Here is a 21354-nt window from a genome sequence, read left to right as displayed (position 1 = left end):
ACGATGGTCAGCATCGTCGGCGTCACCGCCCCTCCGGCAGCAGGAACGCCCGCCGTTCCTCCCCGGTCAGGTCGCGGAAGACCCGGGATCGGGCCTGGCGGAGGAGGGTTTCGAGGTCGGCCTCGGCCAGCTCCCAGATGCGGACGGTGCGGTCGCGGGAGGCTGTGGCCAGGCGGGTGCCGTCCGGGTCCCAGGAGACGCCGTTCGCCCAGTCGGTGTGGGTGCCGAGTACGGCGACCTGGGTGGCGGTGCCCGGGTCCCAGAGGCGGACCGTCCGGTCGCGGGAGACGGAGGCGACGCGGGTGCCGTCGGGGGACCAGGCGACGCCCTGGACCCGGTCCTCGTGGCCGGTGAGGACGGCGAGCTGAGTGCCGTTGAACGGGTCCCAAAGCCGGACGGTGTGGTCCCGGGAAGCGGTGGCGATCCGGCGGCCGTCCGGCGACCAGTCCACTTTCCAGGCGTAGTCCCGGTGACCGTGGACGGTCCGTATCAGTGTGCCGTCGGCCGGGTCCCATACCCTGACCGTTCCGTCCGTCCCGGACGTGGCGAGCAGATCGCCGCCGGGTGACCAGGAGGCTCCGCTGACCCAGTCTTCGTGGCCGCGAAGGACGGTGAGGCAGGCGCCCGTGGTGGTGTCCCAGATCCTGGCGGTGGCGTCGCGTGAGACGGTGACGATCCGGGCGCCGTCGGGCGACCAGCCGACAGCCGAGAGCTCCCCGTCGTGGCCGTGCAGCGAGAGGGCACGGGTGTCGCCGTGGGGCTCCCGCACGACGGCCGTACCGTCGCGCAGGGCGACGGCCAGCCGGAGGCCGTCAGGTGACCAGGCCGCGTCGGCTGCCTCGGCGGGGAAGCGGAGTTCGGATAGCGCGTGGCCACTGGTGGCGTCCCATATCCGGACCGTGCCGTCCTGGGAGGCGGTCGCGATCCGTTCGCCGTCGGGTGACCAAGCGGCCTGCCACACGGAGTCCGTGTGGCCGTACAGGGCGTCCTTCCGTGCGTCCACGTTCCAGACGACCACGGTGTGGTCCCGTGACGCGGTCGCGACCTCGCTACCGCGAGGCGACCAGGAAATGCCGTACAGGGTGTCGGTGTGACCGGCCAGCCAGGTCTCGACCAGGCCGGTTTCAACGTTCCACACGCGAGCCGCACGCTGTTCGTCGCCCGCGGCGAGGCGCTTGCCGTCCGGCGACCAGGACAGGCAGTTGAGGACGTCCAGGCTCTCCAGCGTTCGCTCGACGGTCCAGTCGGCGGTGTTCCAGACCCGGACCTTACGGTCCCCGGAGGCCACAGCCAGCAGGCAGCCGTCCGGTGACCAGCGGACGGACTCGACGTTGCCCTGATGGTCGGCGAGCACGCGCACGGTTCCTGCGGCTGGGTCCCAGACCCGTACCGCGGGGTCCTCGCCGGCGCTGGCCACGTGCTTCCCGTCGGGGGACCACGTCACGCTCCACACCATGCGCTCGTGCCCGCGCAGCGTGGCGACTTCCGCGTACGTACGGGCATCCCAGATCCGCACGGCACAGTCGCCGCCCACTGATGCCAGGTGGCTGCCGTCCGGTGACCAGGCCACGCCGCCCACGCCCTCTTGGCGATCGCCGACCGCTTCCGCGTGGTGCAGGACGGCGAGTTCGGCCCACGTCGCGGCGTCCCAGACGCGCAGGGTGGCGTCCCTCGACCCCGCGGCGAGCCTGCGCCCGTCGGGGGACCAGGCCACGCCGAGGATCCAGTCGCCCCCGCCGGTGAGCACGACGGGCTCCGCGTCGAGCGCGGGACCCCAGACCCGCACCGTCCCGTCGTCGCTCGACGCCGCCAGCCGCCCCCCGTCCGGCGACCACGCCACCCCGGTCACGGCCCGCTCGAAGCCCCGCAGCACCATCCGCAGTTGCGACGCACCCAGCGCCACCCGCAGCGCCTGCACGGCCGTCGGTGTCGCCCCGCACTCCTCCACGGCCGCGAGCGCGGCATGCACCGCCAACTCCGCTTCGCGCTCCGCCCTTTCGAGCACCCGGAGCGCCACCCCGTCCGCCGTACGCGCCATCGTCTCCCGGTCCGCCCGCGTCGAGCGGTCCACCAGTTCCGCGACCAGCGGCGCCGCGCCGAGCGTCTGCGCGGACTCGGCCATCCACTGGCGGGCGACGGTCAACCGCTCCCCGGTGAGCAGGTACGCGTCCAGCCGCCCCGCGTGCTCCCAGTCCTGCGCCCAGCGTTCCAGTTCGGTGCGGCGGCGCAGCTCCTCGACGCGGGCGACGACCGCCTGCCGCAGCGGCGCCCACTGCCGGAACAGCGCCTCATGGGTCACGTCCAAGGCGCCGTCGTCGCTGGCCAGCAGCCGTCCGGCGACGAAGGCGTCCACGATCTCCCGCTCCTGCGGGGTGAGGTCGGCCCGGTGCACCCGGCGGCGGGTGGGCTCGTTGCGGTCGACGGTGACGAAATGCAGCAGCGCGGGGATCACGGGTGCGTCCGTGAGCTCGGCGGCGATCCGGTCGGCCCGGTCGGACAGGGCCCCGGCGACGCCGCCGAGGGCGCGGTAGGTCTCCTCGGTCACCGTCCCGCCGGCCCCTCCGGCGCGCAGGTACAGCTCCTGGAGGGTGTACGCGAGCAGCGGCAGGGCGTCGCCGCCTCCGCAGTCGTCGACCATGCGGGCCACGACGCCCGGCGCGAAGGCCAGCCCGGCCTGTTCGGCGGGCTTCTCGATGACCTCGTGGAGCTCCTCCCGGCCCAGCGCGCCGACCACCGCCGGCTCGCGCACCAGCTCGGCGAAGCCGGACTCCAGGAACTCGGTGAGGAAGTCCGAGCGCAGCGTCGCCACGACCCACAGCTGCGGGTCCGCGCGCAGGCTGTCCCGTACGGCCGCCAGGAACGCTCCCCGTTCCTCGGGACCGGACAGCGTGAACAGCTCCTCCAGCTGGTCGACCACCAGCAACGCGGGCCGGGTGTCGGGGAGTCGGGACAACCGCCGCTCCAGCGCGCGGACCGGGTCCACGCCCGGCGCGAACGGCTCCGCGACCGCCCACCGCCCCCGCCGCCGCGCCAGCGCCGGCAGCAGTCCGGCGCGTACGAGCGACGACTTGCCGCTGCCCGAAGGGCCGACCACGGCCACGAACCGCTGCGCCCGGCCCGGGGCGGCGGGGTGCAGCCGGGCGACGAGCGCGGCGGTCTCCCGGTCCCGGCCGAAGAAGACCGCCGCGTCGTCCTCCGTGAAGGACTCCAGCCCGGGGTACGGCGGCTGGGCCGCGTCCCACACCCGGCGCACCGGCACCGGCCGGTCGAGGCAGTGCAGCCAGACCTGCCCGCCGATGAGCAGCAGCAGGGCGACGCCGACCATGGGCACGGACCACTCGCGCAGCAGCCGCAGGGGCAGCGGCACGTGGTCCGCCTCGCTCGTCGCGTAGTTCGTCGCGATGCCGAGCAGCGCCCCGACGACCATGAGCAGGACGTCGAGTATGAGTTTGAGCGGGCGTCGGTCCACGGATCGACAATCTATCCGCGGGGTGCCCGGCGGGACGGGTGGGTCGAGCCCCGGTGACGACGCGAAGTCCCCGTTACGACGTGAAGTCCCCGTTACGACGCGAAGCCCCCGGTGACGGCTCGAAGCCCCCGACTACGACTCGAAGTAGGCGTCCAGGACCGCGTCGAGTTCCGCCGTCCACTCCTTGAGCAGACCCCTGGCCGACGCCTCGACGTCGGTGTTGTACACGCGCCGATCGGTCGTGTAGACGGTGACGGCGAACCGGCGCCCGAAGCGCGAGGTGTCGAACTCGACCGCGCCGATCTCGCCCCAGCCGAACTCGGCCTTCTCGCTGTCGAGCCGGAACCGGATGCCGGCGCGGTCGGCGGTGACCGACCCGCGGTGGTCGGAGATCTCGAAGACGGGCCCGTCGGCGTCGTCTCCTTCCTCTCCTTCCGCTTCCTCGGACGACGTCTCTTCGGCGCCCTCTTCGGCCTTGCCCTCTTCGGCCTTCTCTGCGATGACGGCGTCGTCAGAGGCGGCGTCCTCGGCGGCGGCGTCCTCCGGCGTGCTCTCCGGTGCCTGCTCCGGGAGCTCCTGCTCGGGGGCCTCCAGCTCAGGGGCTTCCTGTTCCGGGGTTTCCTGTTCCGGGGCGGCGTCTGCCGCCCCGGCGGGCCCTGGGGGCGTGATGCCGGGGACATACGCCGGATCGGTCCCGGCGGCGTGTACGGGCGGGATGGTCGGACCTATGCGCTGCTCCACGGCGGGAAGTATGGCTGATGAACCTGTGCCGGAGACAGTCCGCACCGGCGTGTCAGTCACACCGGCCGGCCACGACCGGGTTTTCGGAAGGCCATCGGCTAGAGCCGGTCCGTGTTCTCGGTGAGGATGCTGTAGGCGAACGCGGCGGAGATCAGCGTCATGTGGTGATGCCAGCCGGGAAACGACCGGCCCTCGAAAGCGCGGAGCCCGAAGTCGCTCTCCAGACGCTCCACCGTGTCGGCGGTGCCGTTGTGCAGATCGGCCAGCGCGAGAATGTCGCCCACGGGCCGGTTGACCAGGTTGGTGATCCACATCCGGCCGAAGCCGCGCTCGACCGGGTCCCATTCGGCGAAGACCCGGAGCGCCTGGTCGGGGACCTCTCCCGGGCGGGCGCCGGGCAGCCGTACCAGCCCCGACAGCACGCTCACCTCCCGTGACCGGCCGCCCCGCGCCCGCACCAGGGCGGTGCGCGCCGGCCGGCCGCGGTGCGGTGAGAGGAACCGCTGTACGGGTATCGGGGCGACGGCGGCGGCCGATTCGGCGCTGTCCGCGCCGGGGCCGTTCGTACCGAGACCGTTCGTACCGGGGCCGCTCGCGCTGGGGCCGTTCGCGACAGGACTGTTCGCACCGAGACCGTTCGCACTGAGACCGTTCGCGGCAGGGCCGTCCGCGCGCCCTCCGACCGGCAGCCGCCGCTCGGGAAGGACCGGCGTCGTGCCGGGCAGGGCGACGACGAAGTGCCGCCGCCGTGCGACGAGCCCGCGGACGATCTCCGCCGTGTCCGCGTACCCGGTCAGATCCGCCACGACCGGCACCTTGGCGAGGGACCCGCGCGTGGCCAGGCTGTCGATGAGGTCGAGGGCCTGCGCCTCGGGCGGGATCCGGCGCGCCGTGTCCGGGATCCGGGCCTGCCGTCGCAGCTGCGGGTCGTCGTACCACCGGTCGGGGAGCAGCAGGCGCCAGTCGACGGGCACGTCCTCGGTGTCCGTCGACAGGAACGCCCCGATCCCGACCTGGCAGTTGACGGTGCGCCCGGCCTGGGGAACGAAGCGGCGGTGCACCCCGCAGGACTGCTCGCCGCGCTTGGGCACCACGGCCAGTCCGATGGTCCAGGCGCGCGGCTCGGTGCGCTGCTCGACCCAGCGGGCCAGTTCGGCTCGGATCGGCGCCCACTCCCACGGGCTGGCGTTGACGAACTGGTGCAGCGCCTGCGAGGCCGTGCGGGAGTCGGACACGGAGGCCGCCAGCCGGCGCGTCGTCTTCTTGCCCGGTGTGGTGAGCAGGCCCTGCACGTAGACCTGGGCCCATCGGCGCTGGTCGGTGCGGGGCAGCGGCCCGAACAGCTCCTCGGCGAAGGCGGCGACCGAAGTCCGCGCCGTCGCCCGTTCCCTCAGCTGTGTCGTCATCGCGAGTCCCCTCCCGCTGGTCTCGGCGCCGTGTTCGGTGCCACGATCAAAAGAATAGAGAACGATCGCTTTGTTTTCGACCGGGGTGCCCGCTCCTCCTTCCCCCGCTGCTCCTCCGCCCGATTCCAGGCGCCGGACGCCCCGGCGCCGAGCCCTACGTGATCGCTGCTCGAACGGAGGGCTTCGCAGCCCGAACGGAGGCCTGCGGCGTCCGGGCCGAGGCCTGCGGTGCTCGAGCGGAGGGCTGCCGGCCGGGGCTGCCGGCCGGGACGCGGCGGGACTCCCCGAAGGCGCCGGGCAGTCCGGTGGACGCCAGGAGCGTCCACAGGCGGCCGAGATGCTCCTCCACGCTGCCTTCCGCGACCCCGGTCCGGACGCACGCCTCCGCACCGGCCATCAGGTACGTGATCAGCAGCTCGACGTCCTCCAGGTCGGACCCGGTGCCGGCCTCCCCCGCCATCCGCGCCAGCAGGCTCCGCAGGATCGGGACCCATGCCGAGTGGCCGCTCTCGACCGGGTCCCGCCGCTCCTGCGCGAGCCGTGCGGCCGCGCGCACGGTGACGTCCGAGTCCAGCAGGCGCGCCAGCTCCAGGGTCAGGTCGACCAGCGACTGGAGGCCCGGCCCGGGCATCGCGGCCACCCGCCACAGCGCCGACTGGGTGGCGCTGTCGCCTTCCGCCCGTACCGCGTCGGCCAGCTCGCCCTTGGTGGGGAAGTGGAAGGTCAGCGCCCCCATCGTCACGCCGGCGGACTTGCAGACGCGCGCGAGGGAGGTGCCGGCGTAGCCGTTGCGGTCGAACTCCCCGGCCGCCGCGATCAGCAGAGCGTGCCGGGTCTGCGCAGCTCTTACCTGTCTCACCACGGCCTCATCCTCGGTAGGCATCGGTAGGCATCGGTAGGCTCGGTAGGCAAACGGGGCCGATCCGTGGGGGCCGCCGCGAAGCCGGTTCCTCCGGGCGGCCGGGACCGAGCACTGAATTCAGTACGGGGGAACGTACCCGTCCACGCCTGCCGCATAGCCCCGACGACCCGCGTCCGGGCCCACTTTGGCAGGTCGTCGAGGTGCGGCGGGGGCGGGGCCGGGGCGGCCGCGCGGGCGAGCGCCATGGAGTCGGCACCGCCGGAGCCGCCGCCCTCACCCGCGGTCCCGCGGTCGCGATCCGGCGCCCGGGGCGGCGCCGCTCCGCTCCGCGAGGTGGCCCCGGTACCAGGCGGCGGCCTCGCCGAGCCGGGCCAGCGGCCCGGGCCCCGCGGGGCAGCCGGACAGCCGCCAGACCTCCTCGCTGCGGTACCAGTGGTCCTGCGCCAGCAGCGAGAACTGACGCTCGCTCACCGCGCCGGGAACCTCCCGCAGCCGCCGCAGGCAGGCGTCCCAGGGCAGGTCCCCGGTGACCGGCGGCAGCACGCCCAGCGCCGCCAACTCGTCCAACAGGTCGCCGGTGCGTACGGGGACCGGGTGGCTCGCGTGGTAGACCCCGGGCGGCGGCGCGTCCGCCGCGCACGCCAAGGCGGCGATCAACCGGGCCAGATCCTCGACGTACACGACCGACACCCGTCCGCGCCCGCCGTCCCAGCGCGCGGGGACCCGCGCCACCAGCTCGGACAGCGCCGGCACCACCCAGCGGTCCCCGGCGCCCAGGACCAGTCCGGGCCGGAGCACGTGCCCGCCCGCGGCCAGCGCGGGCGCCTCGCCGGCCAGCCGGGTTCTGCTGGCCGGCGAGACCGGGGCGGGCACGACCTCGCCGACGTCGACACCGCGGTGCGGGCCCGCGCCGTAGACCGCGGCGGTGGACAGCTGGACGATCCGCTCGACACCCGCGCCGACGGCCTCCTCGACCAGCGCCGCGGTGCCGTGCACGTTGACCGCCTCGCACTGCGCTTCGCTACCGGAAATGCGCGAGGCCAGGTGGATCAGTACGTCGACTCCTTCCACCGCCTGGCGCAGGGACGCGCGGTCCGACAGGTCCCCGGTGGTCCACGCGATGCCCGATCCTCCCTCCGCGCCCTGCTCTCGCGCCCCTTGAGGTAACGTCCGGGCGAGGGCGCGCACGGACAGATGCCGGCCCGCCGCCTGGTGGTCCAGCAGCTCCCGGGCCACCGCCGAGCCGATGAATCCTGTCGCCCCCGTCAACAGCACGCGCAAGGGCTTCACTTGGCCGCCTCCGCCGACGCGTGCCGCTTCGCGGGGCTCTCCTTCACGGCGCTCTGCTTCACGGGGCTCTGCTTCACAGGGGTCTGCTCTACGGTGCTCTGCTTCACGGAGGTCCGCTCCACGGGGATCTGTTCCGTGGGGATCTCCAGACCCGCGATGACCTCGGCGGGCGCGATCGCGGGCAGCAGACAGCGCCACATGGTGGCGATGCGCTCCGGCAGGTCCGCGCGGCGGGTGGCGATCTGCGACATGATCTGCGTCCCCGTGTACGCGCCGACGAGGACCCTGGCGAAGTCCGTCTCGTCGACCTCGGGCCTCAGCTGGCCCATCTCACGGCTGCGGACCAGCTCCTGGCGGAACTGCTCGGCCCACCACTCGTAGATCGCGTAGTCCTGCAGGCCCGCCTCGCCCTGCTCGACCGCCAGCCGTACACCGGCGCGGAAGAGGGTGTTCGTCTGCATCTCGATCGCCAGGTAGTGGGTCATGTCGAGCAGCTGCTGGAGGCCGCCGTCACCCTGCGGCATCTTCAGGTCGGCCGCCTGCTCGTTGATGACGGCCCGGGCCAGCTCCTCCTTCGACGCGAAGTGGAAGTACATCGCTCCGGCTGTCAGGCCGGCCCGTTCGAGGATCTTGGCGACGCTCGCCCCGGAGTACCCGACGTCGTCGAACACCTCCGCCGCGGCGCGCAGCAGCGCTCCCCGGGTCCGCACCGCTCGCTCCTGACGGATCTGCCGGACCATTCCGTCTCCCACCAAACTCTCGACAAACAAAAAGAATGACCTTTATGTTATTCGCCACCGCAGCACTACCGCAGCACTACCGCAGCACTACCGCAGCACTACCGCAGCACTACCGCAGAACGACCGCACGACCGCAGCACCGAGCGCCGCTGTTCAACGGACAACCACGTCAGACGAACGACCACGCCATGGGGGAAACACAGTGATGCCTACGAACACCGCTCAGGGACATCCCGTCGCCGCACCCGTATCCGTACCTGTGCCGCGTGCCTATACGCACAAGTCAAACCCGGCGGAGGTCCTGCTCACAACCTGGGGGCAGACCGGGCCCGACGCCTACACGGTCACCGCGCGGTGGCCGAGAGTCCACGACTTCTACCTCACCCGGTACGGCATGCACGACCCGCTGCTGCTGAGCGAAACGATCCGCCAGACGCTGCCGCTGCTGTCGCACGGGGCGTACGAGGTGCCCTTCGGCCACCAACTGCTCTGGCGGGACTTCCGCTGGGACCTCGACCCCGAAGCGCTGGCCGCCGACGGCGAGCCCGCCGAGCTCACACTGCACCTCACCTGCCCGGAGGTGACGTACCGCCGGAACCGTGCGGCCTCGGTGGCCCTGGAGGTCGAAGCCGTGCGCGGCGGCGTCCGGCTGGGCACGGCGCGCACCCGCTTCGCGATCCAGGACCGGGCCGTCTACGAGCGGCTGCGCGGGCGCTACGCTGACGCCGCCGAGGCCATGGCCCGCGCGCTGCCGCTGCCGCCGCCCGCCCCGGCGCGCCCCCTCGGTCGCGACCGCTTCGAGGACGTCGTGCTCTCGCCCACCGACGGCCCGCACCGCTGGCAGCTGCGGACCGACACGGCCCACCCCGTCCTCTTCGACCACGCCGTCGACCACGCCCCGGGAATGCTGCTGATCGAGGCCGCGCGCCAGGCGGCGCAGGCGGTGGCCGATCCGCGGCCGACGATCGCCGCCGGCATGGACATCGTCTTCACCCGCTACGCGGAAATGGACGCCCCCTGCTGGATCCTGGCCGAGCCGCTCGCCGCGGCCGCGGACGGCCGGGCCCGCGTACGCGTCACCGCGCGCCAGGACGACACGGACATCTTCTCGGCCGCCGTCACCCTCGCCCCGGCCGCGGAGCGCTGAACTCCGCGGGTTTCCACAGGTGTGGGGGAGGACCGGGCCCGGTGGGGGAGGACCGGGCCCGGTGGGGGAGGACCGGGCCCGGTGGGGAAGGGCCGGGCCCGGTGGGGGAGGTCTGGGCCAAGTGCGGGAGGGCCGGGCACTCAGCGGCGGGCGGCGCCGCCCGCCGCGCGGTGGGCCTCGACGGACCGTTCGACGTCCTCCCGCACCAGGTCGGCGTTGATCGCGATCGCCGCCGCCGAGCCCATGCCGGCCGCGGTGACCACCTGCGCCCGCGGGTCCGCGACGTTGCCGGCCGCCCACACCCCGGGCACGCTCGTGCGGCCCGAGGCGTCGGTGGCCACCCACCCGGTGTCGGCCTTCTCGCAGCCCAGGCCGGTCAGCAGCGCGTCGTACGGCACGAAGCGCGGGAAGACGAACACCGCGCTCCGCCGCACCACGCCGCCGCCGGCCAGCGCCACCCCGCGCAGCCGGTCGCCGTCCACCACCAGCCGTTCGACCACGCCGTCCGCGACGCGCACCCCGCGGGCGGACAGCCGCTCGCGGTCGTCGTCCGCCAGGTCGAGGGTGTGCGGGAAGAACACCACGTCGGGCGACCACTGGCGCAGCAGCAGCGCGTGGTGCACCGCGCCGGGCCCGGTGCCCAGCACCCCGATCGGCTGGTCGCGGACCTCGTAGCCGTGGCAGTACGGGCAGTGCAGCAGGGCCTTGCCCCAACGCTCGCGCACCCCGGGAAGGTCCGGTACGTCATCGTGCAGCCCGGTGGCCACCAGCAGCCGGCGGGCCCCGAGCATCGGGCCGCCGGCCAGGCGCACGAGGAAGCCGTTCGCGATGTGCTCCACGCGGCCGTTCGCGATGTGCTCCACGCGGCCGTGCTCGATGCGCTCCACGCGGCCGTGCGCGATGTCCTCCACGCGGCCCGCGACCAGCCGTACGCCGTACCCGGCCACCTCGGCCCGGCCCGTCGCCAGCAGGTCCGCCGGGGGCATCCCGTCCCGGGACAGGAAGCCGTGCATGTGCGCGGCCGGGGCGTTGCGCGGGGCGCCGGTGTCCACGACCGCCACCCGGCGGCGGGCCCGGCCGAGCACCAGCGCGGCGCTCAGCCCGGCGGCGCCTCCGCCGACCACGACCACGTCGTACGCCTCGTCGCTCGCGTCGTATACGGCGTCGCTCACCGCGTTGTCCACAGTGGTGTCGTTCGCCTCACTCATGCCGCTCATGGCGATCACCTCCGCCCACAGGCTGCGATCGCCGTCGGCCGAACGGCAATTTCCGTTGCCGTTTCCGGGACGGGCGCGGTGCAATAGGAGGTGTGGAGCACACCACCGCCATCGCCCGGGCCCTCACCGAGGTCGGCCCCCGCCTCAGGCGCCTGCGTACCCAGCGGGGCGTCACCCTGGCCGCGCTGTCCGAGGCCACCGGCATCTCGAAGAGCACCCTGTCCCGCCTGGAGTCCGGCCAGCGCCGCCCCAGCCTGGAACTCCTGCTCCCCATCGCCCAGGCCCACCAGGTGCCCCTGGACGAACTCGTCGGCGCCCCCGAGGTCGGCGACCCCCGCGTGCGCCTCACTCCCAGGAACGTGAACGGCAACACGGTGCTCCCGCTGACCCGTCAGCCCGGCCCGCTCCAGACCTTCAAAATGATCATCCCGCCCACCAGGACCAACCCGGATCCCTGCACCCACGAGGGATACGAGTGGCTGTACGTCCTCTCCGGGCGGCTGCGGCTGCTCCTGGCCGACCACGACCTGGTCCTGGGAGCGGGCGAGGCAGCCGAGTTCGACACCCGGCTGCCCCACTGGTTCGGCAGCACCGGCGAAGGCCCTGTCGAACTGCTCAGCCTCTTCGGCCGCCAGGGCGAGCGCATGCACGTACGCGCCAGACCGCGCCCGCGCGCCAAGGGCGACGACGACTGACCGTGCCGGGGGCCCGACCGCGGCCCCCGGCGGGGCCGACCGCGACCGGGCCGACCCCGCCGGGACCGATCAACTCACCGGGGCCACGGGCTCCTGGAGCTCGGTCACCCACTGGTCGTGGTCCTCGGAGAAGGCGAGCGTGAGCTCGCGCGCGTATCCCGTGGACCGGTATCCGTTGGCGTCGATCCAATGAGCCAACGCCTGCGAGGTGGGCAGCACGTCGTCCATCGAGCCGCGGTGCACGATGGTGGCGGCGCGCTCGACTCCGGGCAGCTCCACGATCTGTACGCCCTCGATCTCGCGGGCCTTCGCGCTGACGGGCAGCCCCGCGTGCACGATGATCGCCCCGTCCACCGGAGCGTCCTCGTAGCGGGCGATGCCGGGGCCGGTGGGCTCGACTCCGGCAGCCTTCAGACGGCGGCACAGCTCGTCGTAGAGGGGCTCGATGACCGGCCCGACGTCCTGCGGTTCGTAACTCTTGGCGATGCCGGTCAGCTCGGCCAGCCGTACCGGCGGGAGGCTCTTGATGACGATGTCCTCAGTGGGCATGGATCCCTCGCTCTCGATGCTTCGGAGCCTCGCCGCGACCTGGGCCAGTCGCGCCGCCGCGTCGGCCATGGCCGTCTCCAGTTCCGCGTGCCGCAGCCGCAGCATGCCGCGCAACTCCTCCGCGCCGATGCGCTCGTCGAGGATCGACGCGACCTGTTGCAGGCTGAAACCCAGGTCCTTGAGCGCGATGACGCGATTGAGCCGTGCGAGCTGTGCGGCCTCGTAGTAGCGGTAGCCGGTGGCCCGGTCGACGCGGGCGGGGCGCAGCAGTCCGATGGCGTCGTAGTGGCGCAGCATGCGGACCGACACCCGCCCGTGCTTGGCGAAGTCTCCTATGGTGAACATGACGTCTCCCAGTTGAGCGCCTCACACAGTGAGAGGGTCAACAGCGTCGAGAGCGGGTCCGGCTACCTCGCCACGAACTGCGTCAGGATCGCCTGGACTTCGTAGATGTCGACGCCCTTGGTGAAGGTCTTCTCGATCGGGGTGCTGCTGCCGGAGATCCAGATCTTGAGCTCCGCGTCGAGGTCGAAGGTGCCGGCGGTCTCCACCGCGAAGTGCGAGATGCTCTTGTACGGGATGGAGTGGTACTCCACCTTCCTGCCCGTGATCCCCTGCTTGTCGATGAGGACCATCCGGCGGTCGGTGAGGAGGATGGTGTCGCGTATCAGCTGGTACGCGCCGTACACCCGCTCGTCCGTGCCCAGCAGCCGCGCGTAGTCCCGCTGCGCCGCGCCCGGATCGATGGTGTGCGCGTTCCCGAACAGTGCCATGACCGCCCCCGCTTGTCGTCGTTGCACGATCTCCGCACTGTAACCCGGTCAGGCGACCTCGATGCCGTACTCCTCGACCAGGGCCTCCAGCCCGCCGGTGTACCCCTTGCCGCCGATCACGAAGTTCCAGTCGCCGCCGGAACGCCGCCGGAACGAGCCGAGGACCAGGGCGGTCTCTCCGGAGCGGCCGTCGGAGACGGGCAGCCGGTCGAGCTCGGCGCCCGACGGGTCCAGGAGCCGGATTCCCGCGTCGGTGAACCCGGCCAGGTCCGCGTCGGGGTTGGCGACGGGGTCGATCGCCGCGACGAGGACGAGCCGGTCGGCGCCGCCGGGCAGCGCGTCGAACGCGACGCGCAGCGCCGCCTTGTCCGGGCCGGAGGCGGGTACCGCCCGCACCGCCCCGTCGGGGGACTGCGGGTTGTTGAAGAAGACGAAGTGGTCGTCGCTCAGGACGCGTTGCCCGCGGCACACGAGCGCGCACACGTCCAAGGCCACCTGGCCCGACCACGTCATGCCCAACACGTTGTAGTCGGAGGTGGAGTCGGAGGTGGAGGCGGCGTCGGGGGCCGCGCCCGCCTCCGTGTCGCGCGGCGCTGTGCGTGGGGACGGCTGGGATGCCTGGGGCACCTGGGACGCCTGAGGCGCCGCCCCGTTCCGGCCGTCACCGTCACCGTCACCGTCACCCAGCCTGCCCCGCAGTCCGTGGCGGTGCAGGAGATCGACCAGCTCGCCGCCGGACACCAGCTCCAGAGGCTTGCCGTTGGCGAAGGCGTACGACCCGGGGCCGAAGCGGGAGGTGGTGACCAGGACGCCCTTGTTGGCGCCGGCGTCCTGCACCGTTCCGTACAGGTCCCGGACCGCCGTGGGCGGCACCGTGTTGCGGTAGCGCTTGACCTGGACGACGATCTTGCCGCCTCGGATGGGCGCGGGGTCCAGCGCGTCGACGTCGACGCCGCCGTCGTTCGACCGCTCCGTCATGACCGCCTGCATGCCCATGGCCCGGAAGAGCTCCGCGACCAGCGCCTCGAAGGCGATCGGATCCATCCGGTACAGGTCCGGCTCCTCGTCCCCGCCATGGCACACGACGCCGTCGCCGACGTCGTCGGGCCGCCGGCCGGGGCGGATCGCCGAGCGCTGGTCGGGGCGCGCGGACAGCTGGCCCCGAAGCCCGTCGACCAGGCAGTCCACCGCGTTCACCTGCTCCAGGTGCAGCTGGTCGAAGGCCGAGCGCGACACCATGACCGTGGCCAGGACGAGCTGCGTCCGCCGCCCGGTCACCGGGTCGTGGTCGTCCACGAAGCCGTTGAGCGCCACGGATTCCAGCGCCCCGAACTCGTCCGCCGCGAACAGGTCGCGCAGGGCCAGCAGCACGCACTGCGCGAGGACGTCGCGGTACAGCGCCCGGCGCTGCGCGGCGGGCCGGGCCGTCTCCTTGAGCTGGTCGGCGGTGGGCATGTACCGCACCGACTTCGTCTCCGGGACGATGTCGTACCTTGGCAGCTCCCAGTCGATCACCAGTTGGCGGGCGGCGGCGTCGTACGCGGCGGTCAGCTGCCGCGGCATGTCCTCGGGCCACGCGGCGGAGGAGTACAGGGCCGCGGAGAAGTACTCCACCGCCGCGTCCGGGTTCCCGTCGCGGAGCGCCGCCGCCATGTCGGAGACGCCCGCGTTGTGGCGGCGGATCTCCGCCAGCTGCGCCCGCGCCCAGTCGTCGTACTGCTGCTGGTACGCGGCCAGCTGCTGCCGGCGCTGGGCCTCCGCGGCCTGCGCCGCGTGCCAGTCGCGTTCGTACCGCGCCCGCGCCTCCTCCTGTGCCCGCCGGTTCGCCCCGAGCCCCCAACCACCCTGTGCCTGGTACTGGTTGGGGTCGGGCATCGGTACGGGATCGGCGAGTCGGCCGGGGGCGAACGGCTCGACCTGCTCGGGGCGGGCGAGCGCCGACGCGCTGAACGCGGGGGCGCGGCAGCCGGTGGCCAGGAGGCTCTGCAACGCGGCGACCCGCGCTTCCAGCTCCTCGGTCCGCCCCTCGCGTCGGCCTCCCGGTGCTGCCGGTACGCGGCCCGCTGCTCGCGCTGGGTCCGTGCCAGCTCGCGCTCGTGGGCCCGCTGCTGCCGCTCCAGTTCGCGCTGCTGCTGCACGCGGGCCCGGTGCTGCGCCTCCCGTTGCCGCTGCTGCTGGCGCTGGGCCTCGGCCCAGATACCGATCAACCCGTTGGAGCGACGACTCATCGCGCTACCAGCCCCCCTACGACTCCGGCGTCCTGCCATCCCCCGCCAGTGTGCCGCCTGGCGCCCCGCCAACCAGCAGTAATGGGACGACTCTAGTTCGTCGTCGCAGGGTGTGGCGCTCGGTCGCCCGAATCCGGCTCGTCCAGCGAGATGCCGTTCTTCGCCCGGTCCATCGACTCGTCGGAGGGCATTCCGCCGGCGTTCTCCCCGACGAGCGCCTGGTTCAGCTCGACGAACGGCCGCATGCGGGCCTCGTAGCGGGCGAACGCGGCGGTGTGGTCGCCGCCGCCCGCCTTGCCGAGCTCGTCGGCCAGGACGTACGCGCCCACGAGTGCCAGGCTCGTGCCCTGGCCGGAGAGCGGAGAGGCGCAGTAGCCCGCGTCGCCGACCAGCGCCACACGGCCCCGCGACCAGTGGTCCATGTGGATCTGGGCCATGGCGTCGAAGTAGAAGTCGGGCGCCTCCCGCATGGCCTTGAGCAGCCGCGGCGTCTCCCAGCCCACATGGGCCAGCCGGTCGGCCATCAGCGCCTTCTGCGCCTCGGTGTCGCGGTGGTCGTAGGCGATCGGCTCGGACGTGAAGCCGAGGGTCGCCCGCAGCTCGCTGTTGTCGCGGACGGGATAGAGGCAGTAGGAGACGGAGTCCGCGTTGAGCCAGAGCTCCCAGTTGTCGAGCTCCAGGAAGTTCTCGGTGCTGAACACCGTCAGGTACGCGCCGAGGTGCCGGATGAACGCGTGCTCCGGGCCGAACGCCAGCTGCCGCACCTTGGAGTGGAGCCCGTCCGCCCCCACCACCAGGTCGAACGTACGGGTGCTGCTCTGCTCGAAGCCGACCCGTATGTGCTGTGGGTGCTGTGCGTCCTGCGCGTGCGCGCCGTGCGGAGCCTCGTCGAGCGCGGCGATGGAGTCCCCGAAGAGGAACTCCACGCCTTCGGCGAGCGCCCGCTCGTACAGCAGCCCGGTCAGGTCCTCGCGCAGCAGCTCGATGTCCGCGCTGTCCAGCCGTCCGCCGCTGAAGGTCTTCTCGGTGGAGCGCCACTGCTCGTTGCCCTCGCCGTCGAGCATCGCCATGCCGCGCAGCCGGGTGCGCACGCCCCGGGCGTCGTCCAGGATCCCTGTCCGGTCGAGGACGTCGAGGGCCGCGCCGCGGACGTCGATCGCCTGGCCGCCCGGGCGCACGGAGGGGGCCCGTTCCACGACGGTCGGCGCGAAGCCGTTGCGGCGCAGCCAGTAGGCGAGGGTGAGCCCGGCGACGCTTGCGCCGGAGACGAGCACGGTCTTCATGGGTCGGTCTCCCCTTCGATGCTTCGATACGGTGTACGCGCTGAATGTACGCCGTACGCGCAGCCCTGCCAAGTGCGCATTAATGGCCGCTGTACTAGCCCAGCACGGGCTGTAGAGCCTGCTCTCGCGGCGTCTTCACTGCTACTCTCTGTCCTAGTACAGCTGGAAGGGGGCCGTTCCCTTGGCCGAGAAATTCGTTCCGCCCTACCTGCGCATCGCCGCCGAGCTGCGCCGGCGCATCACCGGCGGCGAACTCGCCCCCGGCGACCGCGTCCCGTCCACCCGGCAGATCGCCAAGGAGTGGAACGTCGCGCTCGCCACCGCCACCAAGGTCCTCACCGTCCTGCGGCAGGAAGGGCTCGTACGGGCCCAGCCGCGCGTCGGCACGGTGGTGGCGGCCGCCCGGCCTACCGGCACACCGAGCGTGCCCAACGCGCAAGGCAGACAAGGCAGACCAGGAACACCCGGCGCCTCCACCGAGCCCGCGCACCCGCACCCGCACGCGCACCTGCCCGCGCACCCGTCCGCACCCGCGACCGACCACGAGCTGACCCGGGAGCGCATCGTGCGCGCCGCCGTCGGCATCGCCGACTCCGAAGGGTTGGCCGCGCTGTCCATGCGCGGTGTCGCCGCGCGGCTGGGGGTCGCCGCCATGTCCCCCTACCGCCATGTGAACAGCAAGGACGACCTGGTGTTCCTCATGGCCGACGCGGTGTTCGCCGAGCTGTCCTACCCGGCGGCGTCCCATGCCGACTGGCGGAGCCGCCTGGAGCTGGGGGCCCGCTCACTCTGGGCGGTGCACCGCGCGCACCCGTGGCTCGCCCACATCGGCCCCCTCACCCGCCCCCTCGCCCTGCCGCACCTGATCGCGTACTCCGAGTGGATGCTCAGCGCCCTGGACGGCCACGGCCTCGATCCGGCGACCATGCTCGACATCAACGTCCTGATCTACAGCTACGTACAGGGCACCGCGATCCACCTGGAACGGGAGGCCCAGGCCGCGAGCGCCACGGGACTCTCGGAGGACCAGTGGATGGATGCGCAGTCCGCCGCCTTCGCCGCGCTGGTCGCCTCCGGCGCGTACCCGACGTTCAGCAAAGTGATCGCCTCTTTCAACGAAGACGAAGACGCAGGCGAAGGCGGCGAAGGCGAAAACGAAGATGGCGGCGACGGCCTCACCGGCTACGACCTGCGCCTCGACGAGGTCTTCGAGCTCGGCCTCACCTCGATGCTCGACGGTCTGGCCACGCGGATCGAGAACCGCTGAGCGCCGAACCCGGAGCGGGTCCGGCACAAGGCCGGCCCCACTCCGGGTCTCCCGCTACAGCCCGACCAGCGGGTCTCCCCCTACAGCCCGACCAGCCACGCGAAGGGCGGCAACTCCGCCGCGCGGCAGTAGACATCCACCGCCCACGGCCCGAGCGCCGCCATCGGGTGCAGCCGCGAGCCCTCCAGGCTCGCGAGCTGCCGCGCGCTGTGCCGGACGCACCCGGTGATCTCCCTCCCCTCGGCATCGACCACCGTCACCGCTGACGGCGGCCCCTCACACGTCGTCGGGTCCCTTTCATCAGCCGCGGCACACCGCCCGGCTGCCCGCGCACCCCGGTCAGACACCTTCGCCTCCCCTGGCCGAATTCCGACCCCAAGGGAGTGCCCGAATCAGTCGTCTTTACAGACCGGTTGAAGGTTCGATGGACACGTCTTTGCCCGCCCACTGCCCACGCGCGCCCCCTCGGCCCCCTCGCGCCCCCACGCGCAGGAGGGCGCGGCGGCGGGCTAGTTGGAGAAGTACAGGTACTTCCAGGGGCCGTACGTCGTCGTGTTCACGTTGTCGCCGGACGAACCGTCGACGTACACCGACCGGATCCGCGCCTTGATGCCGGAGCGTCCGGGTGCCTCGAGCCGGATGGCCGACTTCCCGGCCGTGCCGAGCGGGAAGTACTGCGAACCGGTCGAGTGCCACGCGCCGCCCGCGTAGACCTGCACGTCGAAGCGCTGCTTGCGGTCCTTGTAGTAGGTCATGGTCGTCGTGAGCAGCGGGTCGGTGCTCTTGTGGAACCAGTAGTACGACGTCGAGCCGATCTTGGCCGTCTTGTAGTGCCGGGAGACGGCGGTGGAGATCCTCACCCTGGCGCGGGCCGTGGACGTCACCGACCTGGCCGCGGTGCGGGCGTCGCCCTTGAAGACCGCGGTGACGACCGTGTCCCGCGTCATGTCCACCGTGGCGGAGAGGTTGCCGCGGGAGTTGACCGTCCCCGTCTTCACCAGCCTGTTGGGCTTGTCGCCGCCGTAGGGGTTCGCCCAGATCTCGACCGTGCGGTTCTTGTACGTCGAGCCGAGGTGCGCGGTGAAGGAGACGTCGGCGCTGTAGTTGTAGATCTTGCCGTTGTTGTTCAGGGTCAGGGTCGCGGCCGTACGGGAGACGGCGACCTTGTCGGACGCGCTGGCCGCCGCGTGCTCGGCGTCGCCCGCGTAGGAGACCTTGTACGTGACCGTGCCGCCGGCTGGCGGGGCGTCGGTGAAGGAGTACGAGCCGTCCGCCTTCACCGCGGCAGGGGCCAGCGCCTTGCCGCCGGGGCTTTCGATGTCGGTGCGGGTGACCTGGAGCGAGGTGCCGCTCGGCAGCGGCACCGTCGCCGACAGCTTCCCGCTCACGGTGAGCTGCCTGCCGCGCGTGGCGGCCGACGGGGCGTTCACCGTCAGGGTCGGGACGTTCAGCGTCGGGCCGGTGAGCGCCTTGAGCGTGTAGCTGCTGTCCGCCCCCACGAGCGCGAAGATCCGTGAGGAGTCCGGGGCCCACGCCAGGTCGGTGGCCGTGCCCGACGTGCCGACGGTGTACGTACGGACCGGCCGCGTGGCGTTCGGCCGGTACACCGCGACCTTGGTGCCGTTGGCCTGGGCGACGAGCCCGTTCGCGGCGATGTCGGCGCGCTGCCCCGCGGGGTAGGCGCCCGCCTTGGCGAACTTCCCGTCCGCGTACGCGTCCCGGTCGGCGCCGTTGACCAGCACCTGCGAGGCGCCGGGGACGAGATCGATGTCCCCGATGCCGTCGTTCAGCGAGTAGTCGCCGCCGTGCCAGGCGAGCATCTGCGGCGCGGTGCCGGAGACGTCGAGGACGGCCATCGAGTCCGTGGAAAGGCCGGTCTCGCCGACGGCCAGCAGGCCGGGGGCGGACGGGTCGGTGTCGAGGAGCGCCGGGCCCCAGACGCCGGAGTTCCCGTCCTCCGGGAACCGGGTGAGCGTCACCGCGCCGGTCCCGTCCGCCGGGTCGACCGAGCCCAGGTTGCCGTCCCACTGGTCGCCGTACGTGAACCAGACCTTGCCGCCGGCGAAGGCGACATGGCGCGGGCCGGTGTCGGTGGCGACGGCGTAGCGCGCCTTGATGTCGAGCGTGGCCGCGTCCAGGGCCACGACCTCGTGGCTGCCCTGCGCGGCCGCGTACAGGGTGGCGCCGTCGTCGGACAGCGCGAGGTCGGTGACCCCGCTGACGCCGCTCACCGAGTCGACGACCGCGCCGGTGTAGTCGGCGGCCAGGATCTTCCCGGCCGAGCGGTCGCCGACGAAGACCCGCTGCAGGGCGCCGTCCGCGACGATGCCGCCGGGCGAGGCGACGGTGACGGTGACGGGCGCGGCCGAGGCGGAGCCGGCCGCGGCGACGGTCAGCGCCGCCGAGCTGAAGATGACCGCAAGCGCTGTCGCGGTCGAGATGCTGCGCGTACGCACAGTGCTGTTACCCCCACGAAGAAACCCGGTGGATGGCCGGGAGATGAGAGCGCCGCGCAACGCCCGGGCGTGACCGCGAGGGCGCGGTGACGCGCGGGGCGCGGCTGCTACCGCGCAGCGTATGGCATGCCAGCGACAAAACGGGAGGGGGTTCCCGTACCGGAATCCGGCACCCATCACCATGCGGACCCCGCGAGCCGAACCTAGACTGGCGATGACATGGCAATCCCGGCGAAGAAATCCCGGCGAAGGGAGACGCGCACCATGTCCACGCGAGGAAACAAGCGGCGCGCCCGCAAGAAGAAGAAGGCCAACCACGGCAAGCGCCCCAACGCCTGAGCCGGCCCCCGGCCCCTCGGCCTCCCGGGCACGGGGCCTCCCGGGCACGGGGCCCGTGGCAGCGCAATCGTCATCGTCCGTGCTTCGCGGACCTGAGTACGGCGAGGGCCATGACCAGCGTCCACGCCCCCGGCGCGAAGGCCGCGATCCGCTCCATGCCGCCCAGTCCGATGCCCGGATCCACCTGCCCGAAGAACAGCAGCGTCGCCACCATCGCCGTGGCGGCCATGAAGCGGGTTGTCGGGCGCAGTGTGCCGAACAGGGAGGCCCGCGGCGCGAATCCGGCGCAGACGAGGCCGATGTTTCCCAGCCCCATGATGAGCAGCGCGCCCAGGACGTGAAGGTCCTCGTTGACGTCCGCGGGAACGAGTCCCACCAGGACCCATCCCGCGGACGTGGCGATGAGGAGAGCGCGGGCGCTTCGCGAGCCCCATCCCCGGCCCCAGCACGCCCCGGTGAGCAGCACGCCGGCGAGCAGCAGAACGCCCTGGACGACGAACGAGGTGTTCATGGCGTCGTGCAGCGGTGAGCAGACGTATCGGGGCCGGGAGACGTCCCATGTCTGGCAGTGGACGTTGCCCAGATCGCTGATGTTGTAGCTCGCCCAGCTGTAGGGCGTACGCCAGACGGACTCCACGACCAGTTGGACCACGACGAACTGCGCGGTGGCCACGATCCATGCGGCCGCGCCGATCCTCGCGGCCAAGGATGTGGGGGGCTCGGAGCGCGACGCGGGCGGAGACGCGGTGGGGAACGCGGATGGGGACGCGGTCGGGAATTTCACGATGGCCACGATTGCCTTTCATGGACGGCGAATTGAGTCACTACGGAGTTGCTTCCGTTCGCGTGACATTCGCAGGCGAGGGCGTGCCCGCACATCGCGGCGACGGGG

General features: G+C 72.5%; 16 protein-coding genes and 1 pseudogene. 3 read left to right on the top strand and 14 right to left on the bottom strand.

What is annotated here, in order from left to right:
- Positions 1–22 precede the first annotated feature (22 nt).
- The 6 genes from Q3Y56_RS16855 to Q3Y56_RS16830 form a co-directional block, all read right to left on the bottom strand.
- Positions 23–3469, bottom strand: a complete 3447-nt coding sequence (locus tag Q3Y56_RS16855; protein ID WP_304462733.1) for a WD40 repeat domain-containing protein — start codon at positions 3467–3469, stop codon at positions 23–25.
- Positions 3470–3601: 132 nt separating this feature from the next.
- Positions 3602–4210, bottom strand: coding sequence for a hypothetical protein (locus Q3Y56_RS16850; protein WP_304462732.1), 609 nt, complete (start codon positions 4208–4210; stop codon positions 3602–3604).
- 98 nt (positions 4211–4308) lie between these two features.
- The gene (locus Q3Y56_RS16845) at positions 4309–5616 is read right to left on the bottom strand and encodes a transposase (protein ID WP_304462731.1); all 1308 of its coding nucleotides are present in this window, start codon (positions 5614–5616) and stop codon (positions 4309–4311) included.
- A 154-nt stretch (positions 5617–5770) separates the two neighbouring features.
- A complete protein-coding gene (locus Q3Y56_RS16840) occupies positions 5771–6478 on the bottom strand; it encodes a TetR family transcriptional regulator (protein WP_304462730.1) in 708 nt (235 codons plus the stop codon).
- A gap of 273 nt (positions 6479–6751) precedes the next feature.
- Positions 6752–7768, bottom strand: a complete 1017-nt coding sequence (locus Q3Y56_RS16835) for an NAD(P)-dependent oxidoreductase (protein WP_304462729.1) — start codon at positions 7766–7768, stop codon at positions 6752–6754.
- Positions 7765–8478 carry a ScbR family autoregulator-binding transcription factor gene (locus Q3Y56_RS16830; RefSeq protein ID WP_304462728.1) on the bottom strand — a complete coding sequence of 238 codons (714 nt, stop codon included), beginning with the start codon at positions 8476–8478 and terminating at the stop codon, positions 7765–7767. Before Q3Y56_RS16830 ends, Q3Y56_RS16835 begins: the two co-directional genes overlap by 4 nt.
- Before the next feature lie 235 nt (positions 8479–8713).
- Between Q3Y56_RS16830 and Q3Y56_RS16825 the strand changes: the two genes are divergently transcribed.
- Positions 8714–9655: a ScbA/BarX family gamma-butyrolactone biosynthesis protein gene (locus Q3Y56_RS16825; RefSeq protein ID WP_304462727.1), complete on the top strand. Its 942-nt coding sequence runs from the start codon at positions 8714–8716 to the stop codon at positions 9653–9655.
- A 140-nt stretch (positions 9656–9795) separates the two neighbouring features.
- Here Q3Y56_RS16825 and Q3Y56_RS16820 read toward each other — a convergent pair whose 3' ends face one another.
- Positions 9796–10863, bottom strand: coding sequence for an NAD(P)/FAD-dependent oxidoreductase (locus Q3Y56_RS16820; protein WP_304465650.1), 1068 nt, complete (start codon positions 10861–10863; stop codon positions 9796–9798).
- A 101-nt stretch (positions 10864–10964) separates the two neighbouring features.
- On the opposite strand from Q3Y56_RS16820, the gene Q3Y56_RS16815 reads away from it, so the two are divergent.
- Positions 10965–11567, top strand: a complete 603-nt coding sequence (locus tag Q3Y56_RS16815) for a helix-turn-helix domain-containing protein (protein WP_304462726.1) — start codon at positions 10965–10967, stop codon at positions 11565–11567.
- Positions 11568–11636: 69 nt separating this feature from the next.
- On the opposite strand, the gene Q3Y56_RS16810 is transcribed toward Q3Y56_RS16815, so the two are convergent.
- The 4 genes and pseudogenes from Q3Y56_RS16810 to Q3Y56_RS16795 all read right to left on the bottom strand — a co-directional run bounded on the left by Q3Y56_RS16810 (position 11637) and on the right by Q3Y56_RS16795 (position 16400).
- Positions 11637–12461 (bottom strand): MerR family transcriptional regulator, encoded by an 825-nt coding sequence (locus Q3Y56_RS16810; RefSeq protein WP_304462725.1) that lies wholly within the window; start codon positions 12459–12461, stop codon positions 11637–11639.
- 62 nt (positions 12462–12523) lie between these two features.
- A complete protein-coding gene (locus Q3Y56_RS16805; RefSeq protein ID WP_304462724.1) occupies positions 12524–12889 on the bottom strand; it encodes a PH domain-containing protein in 366 nt (121 codons plus the stop codon).
- Between the two features lie 48 nt (positions 12890–12937).
- Positions 12938–15117, bottom strand: a pseudogene (locus tag Q3Y56_RS16800) (restriction endonuclease).
- Between the two features lie 92 nt (positions 15118–15209).
- The gene (locus tag Q3Y56_RS16795; protein ID WP_304462723.1) at positions 15210–16400 is read right to left on the bottom strand and encodes an FAD-dependent monooxygenase; all 1191 of its coding nucleotides are present in this window, start codon (positions 16398–16400) and stop codon (positions 15210–15212) included.
- A 181-nt stretch (positions 16401–16581) separates the two neighbouring features.
- On the opposite strand from Q3Y56_RS16795, the gene Q3Y56_RS16790 reads away from it, so the two are divergent.
- A complete protein-coding gene (locus Q3Y56_RS16790) occupies positions 16582–17667 on the top strand; it encodes a TetR/AcrR family transcriptional regulator C-terminal domain-containing protein (RefSeq protein WP_304462722.1) in 1086 nt (361 codons plus the stop codon).
- Between the two features lie 80 nt (positions 17668–17747).
- On the opposite strand, the gene Q3Y56_RS16785 is transcribed toward Q3Y56_RS16790, so the two are convergent.
- From Q3Y56_RS16785 to Q3Y56_RS16775, 3 genes are all read right to left on the bottom strand, one after another.
- Complete coding sequence (locus Q3Y56_RS16785; RefSeq protein ID WP_304462721.1) at positions 17748–17927, bottom strand: hypothetical protein; 180 nt, start codon at positions 17925–17927, stop codon at positions 17748–17750.
- Between the two features lie 249 nt (positions 17928–18176).
- The gene (locus Q3Y56_RS16780; RefSeq protein WP_304462720.1) at positions 18177–20123 is read right to left on the bottom strand and encodes an Ig-like domain repeat protein; all 1947 of its coding nucleotides are present in this window, start codon (positions 20121–20123) and stop codon (positions 18177–18179) included.
- Between the two features lie 409 nt (positions 20124–20532).
- The gene (locus tag Q3Y56_RS16775; RefSeq protein WP_304462719.1) at positions 20533–21168 is read right to left on the bottom strand and encodes a DUF998 domain-containing protein; all 636 of its coding nucleotides are present in this window, start codon (positions 21166–21168) and stop codon (positions 20533–20535) included.
- Positions 21169–21354: the final 186 nt, after the last annotated feature.

The organism is Streptomyces sp. XD-27 (assembly GCF_030553055.1).
Classification (GTDB): domain Bacteria; phylum Actinomycetota; class Actinomycetes; order Streptomycetales; family Streptomycetaceae; genus Streptomyces.
This window is presented reverse-complemented; position numbering and strand designations above follow the sequence as displayed.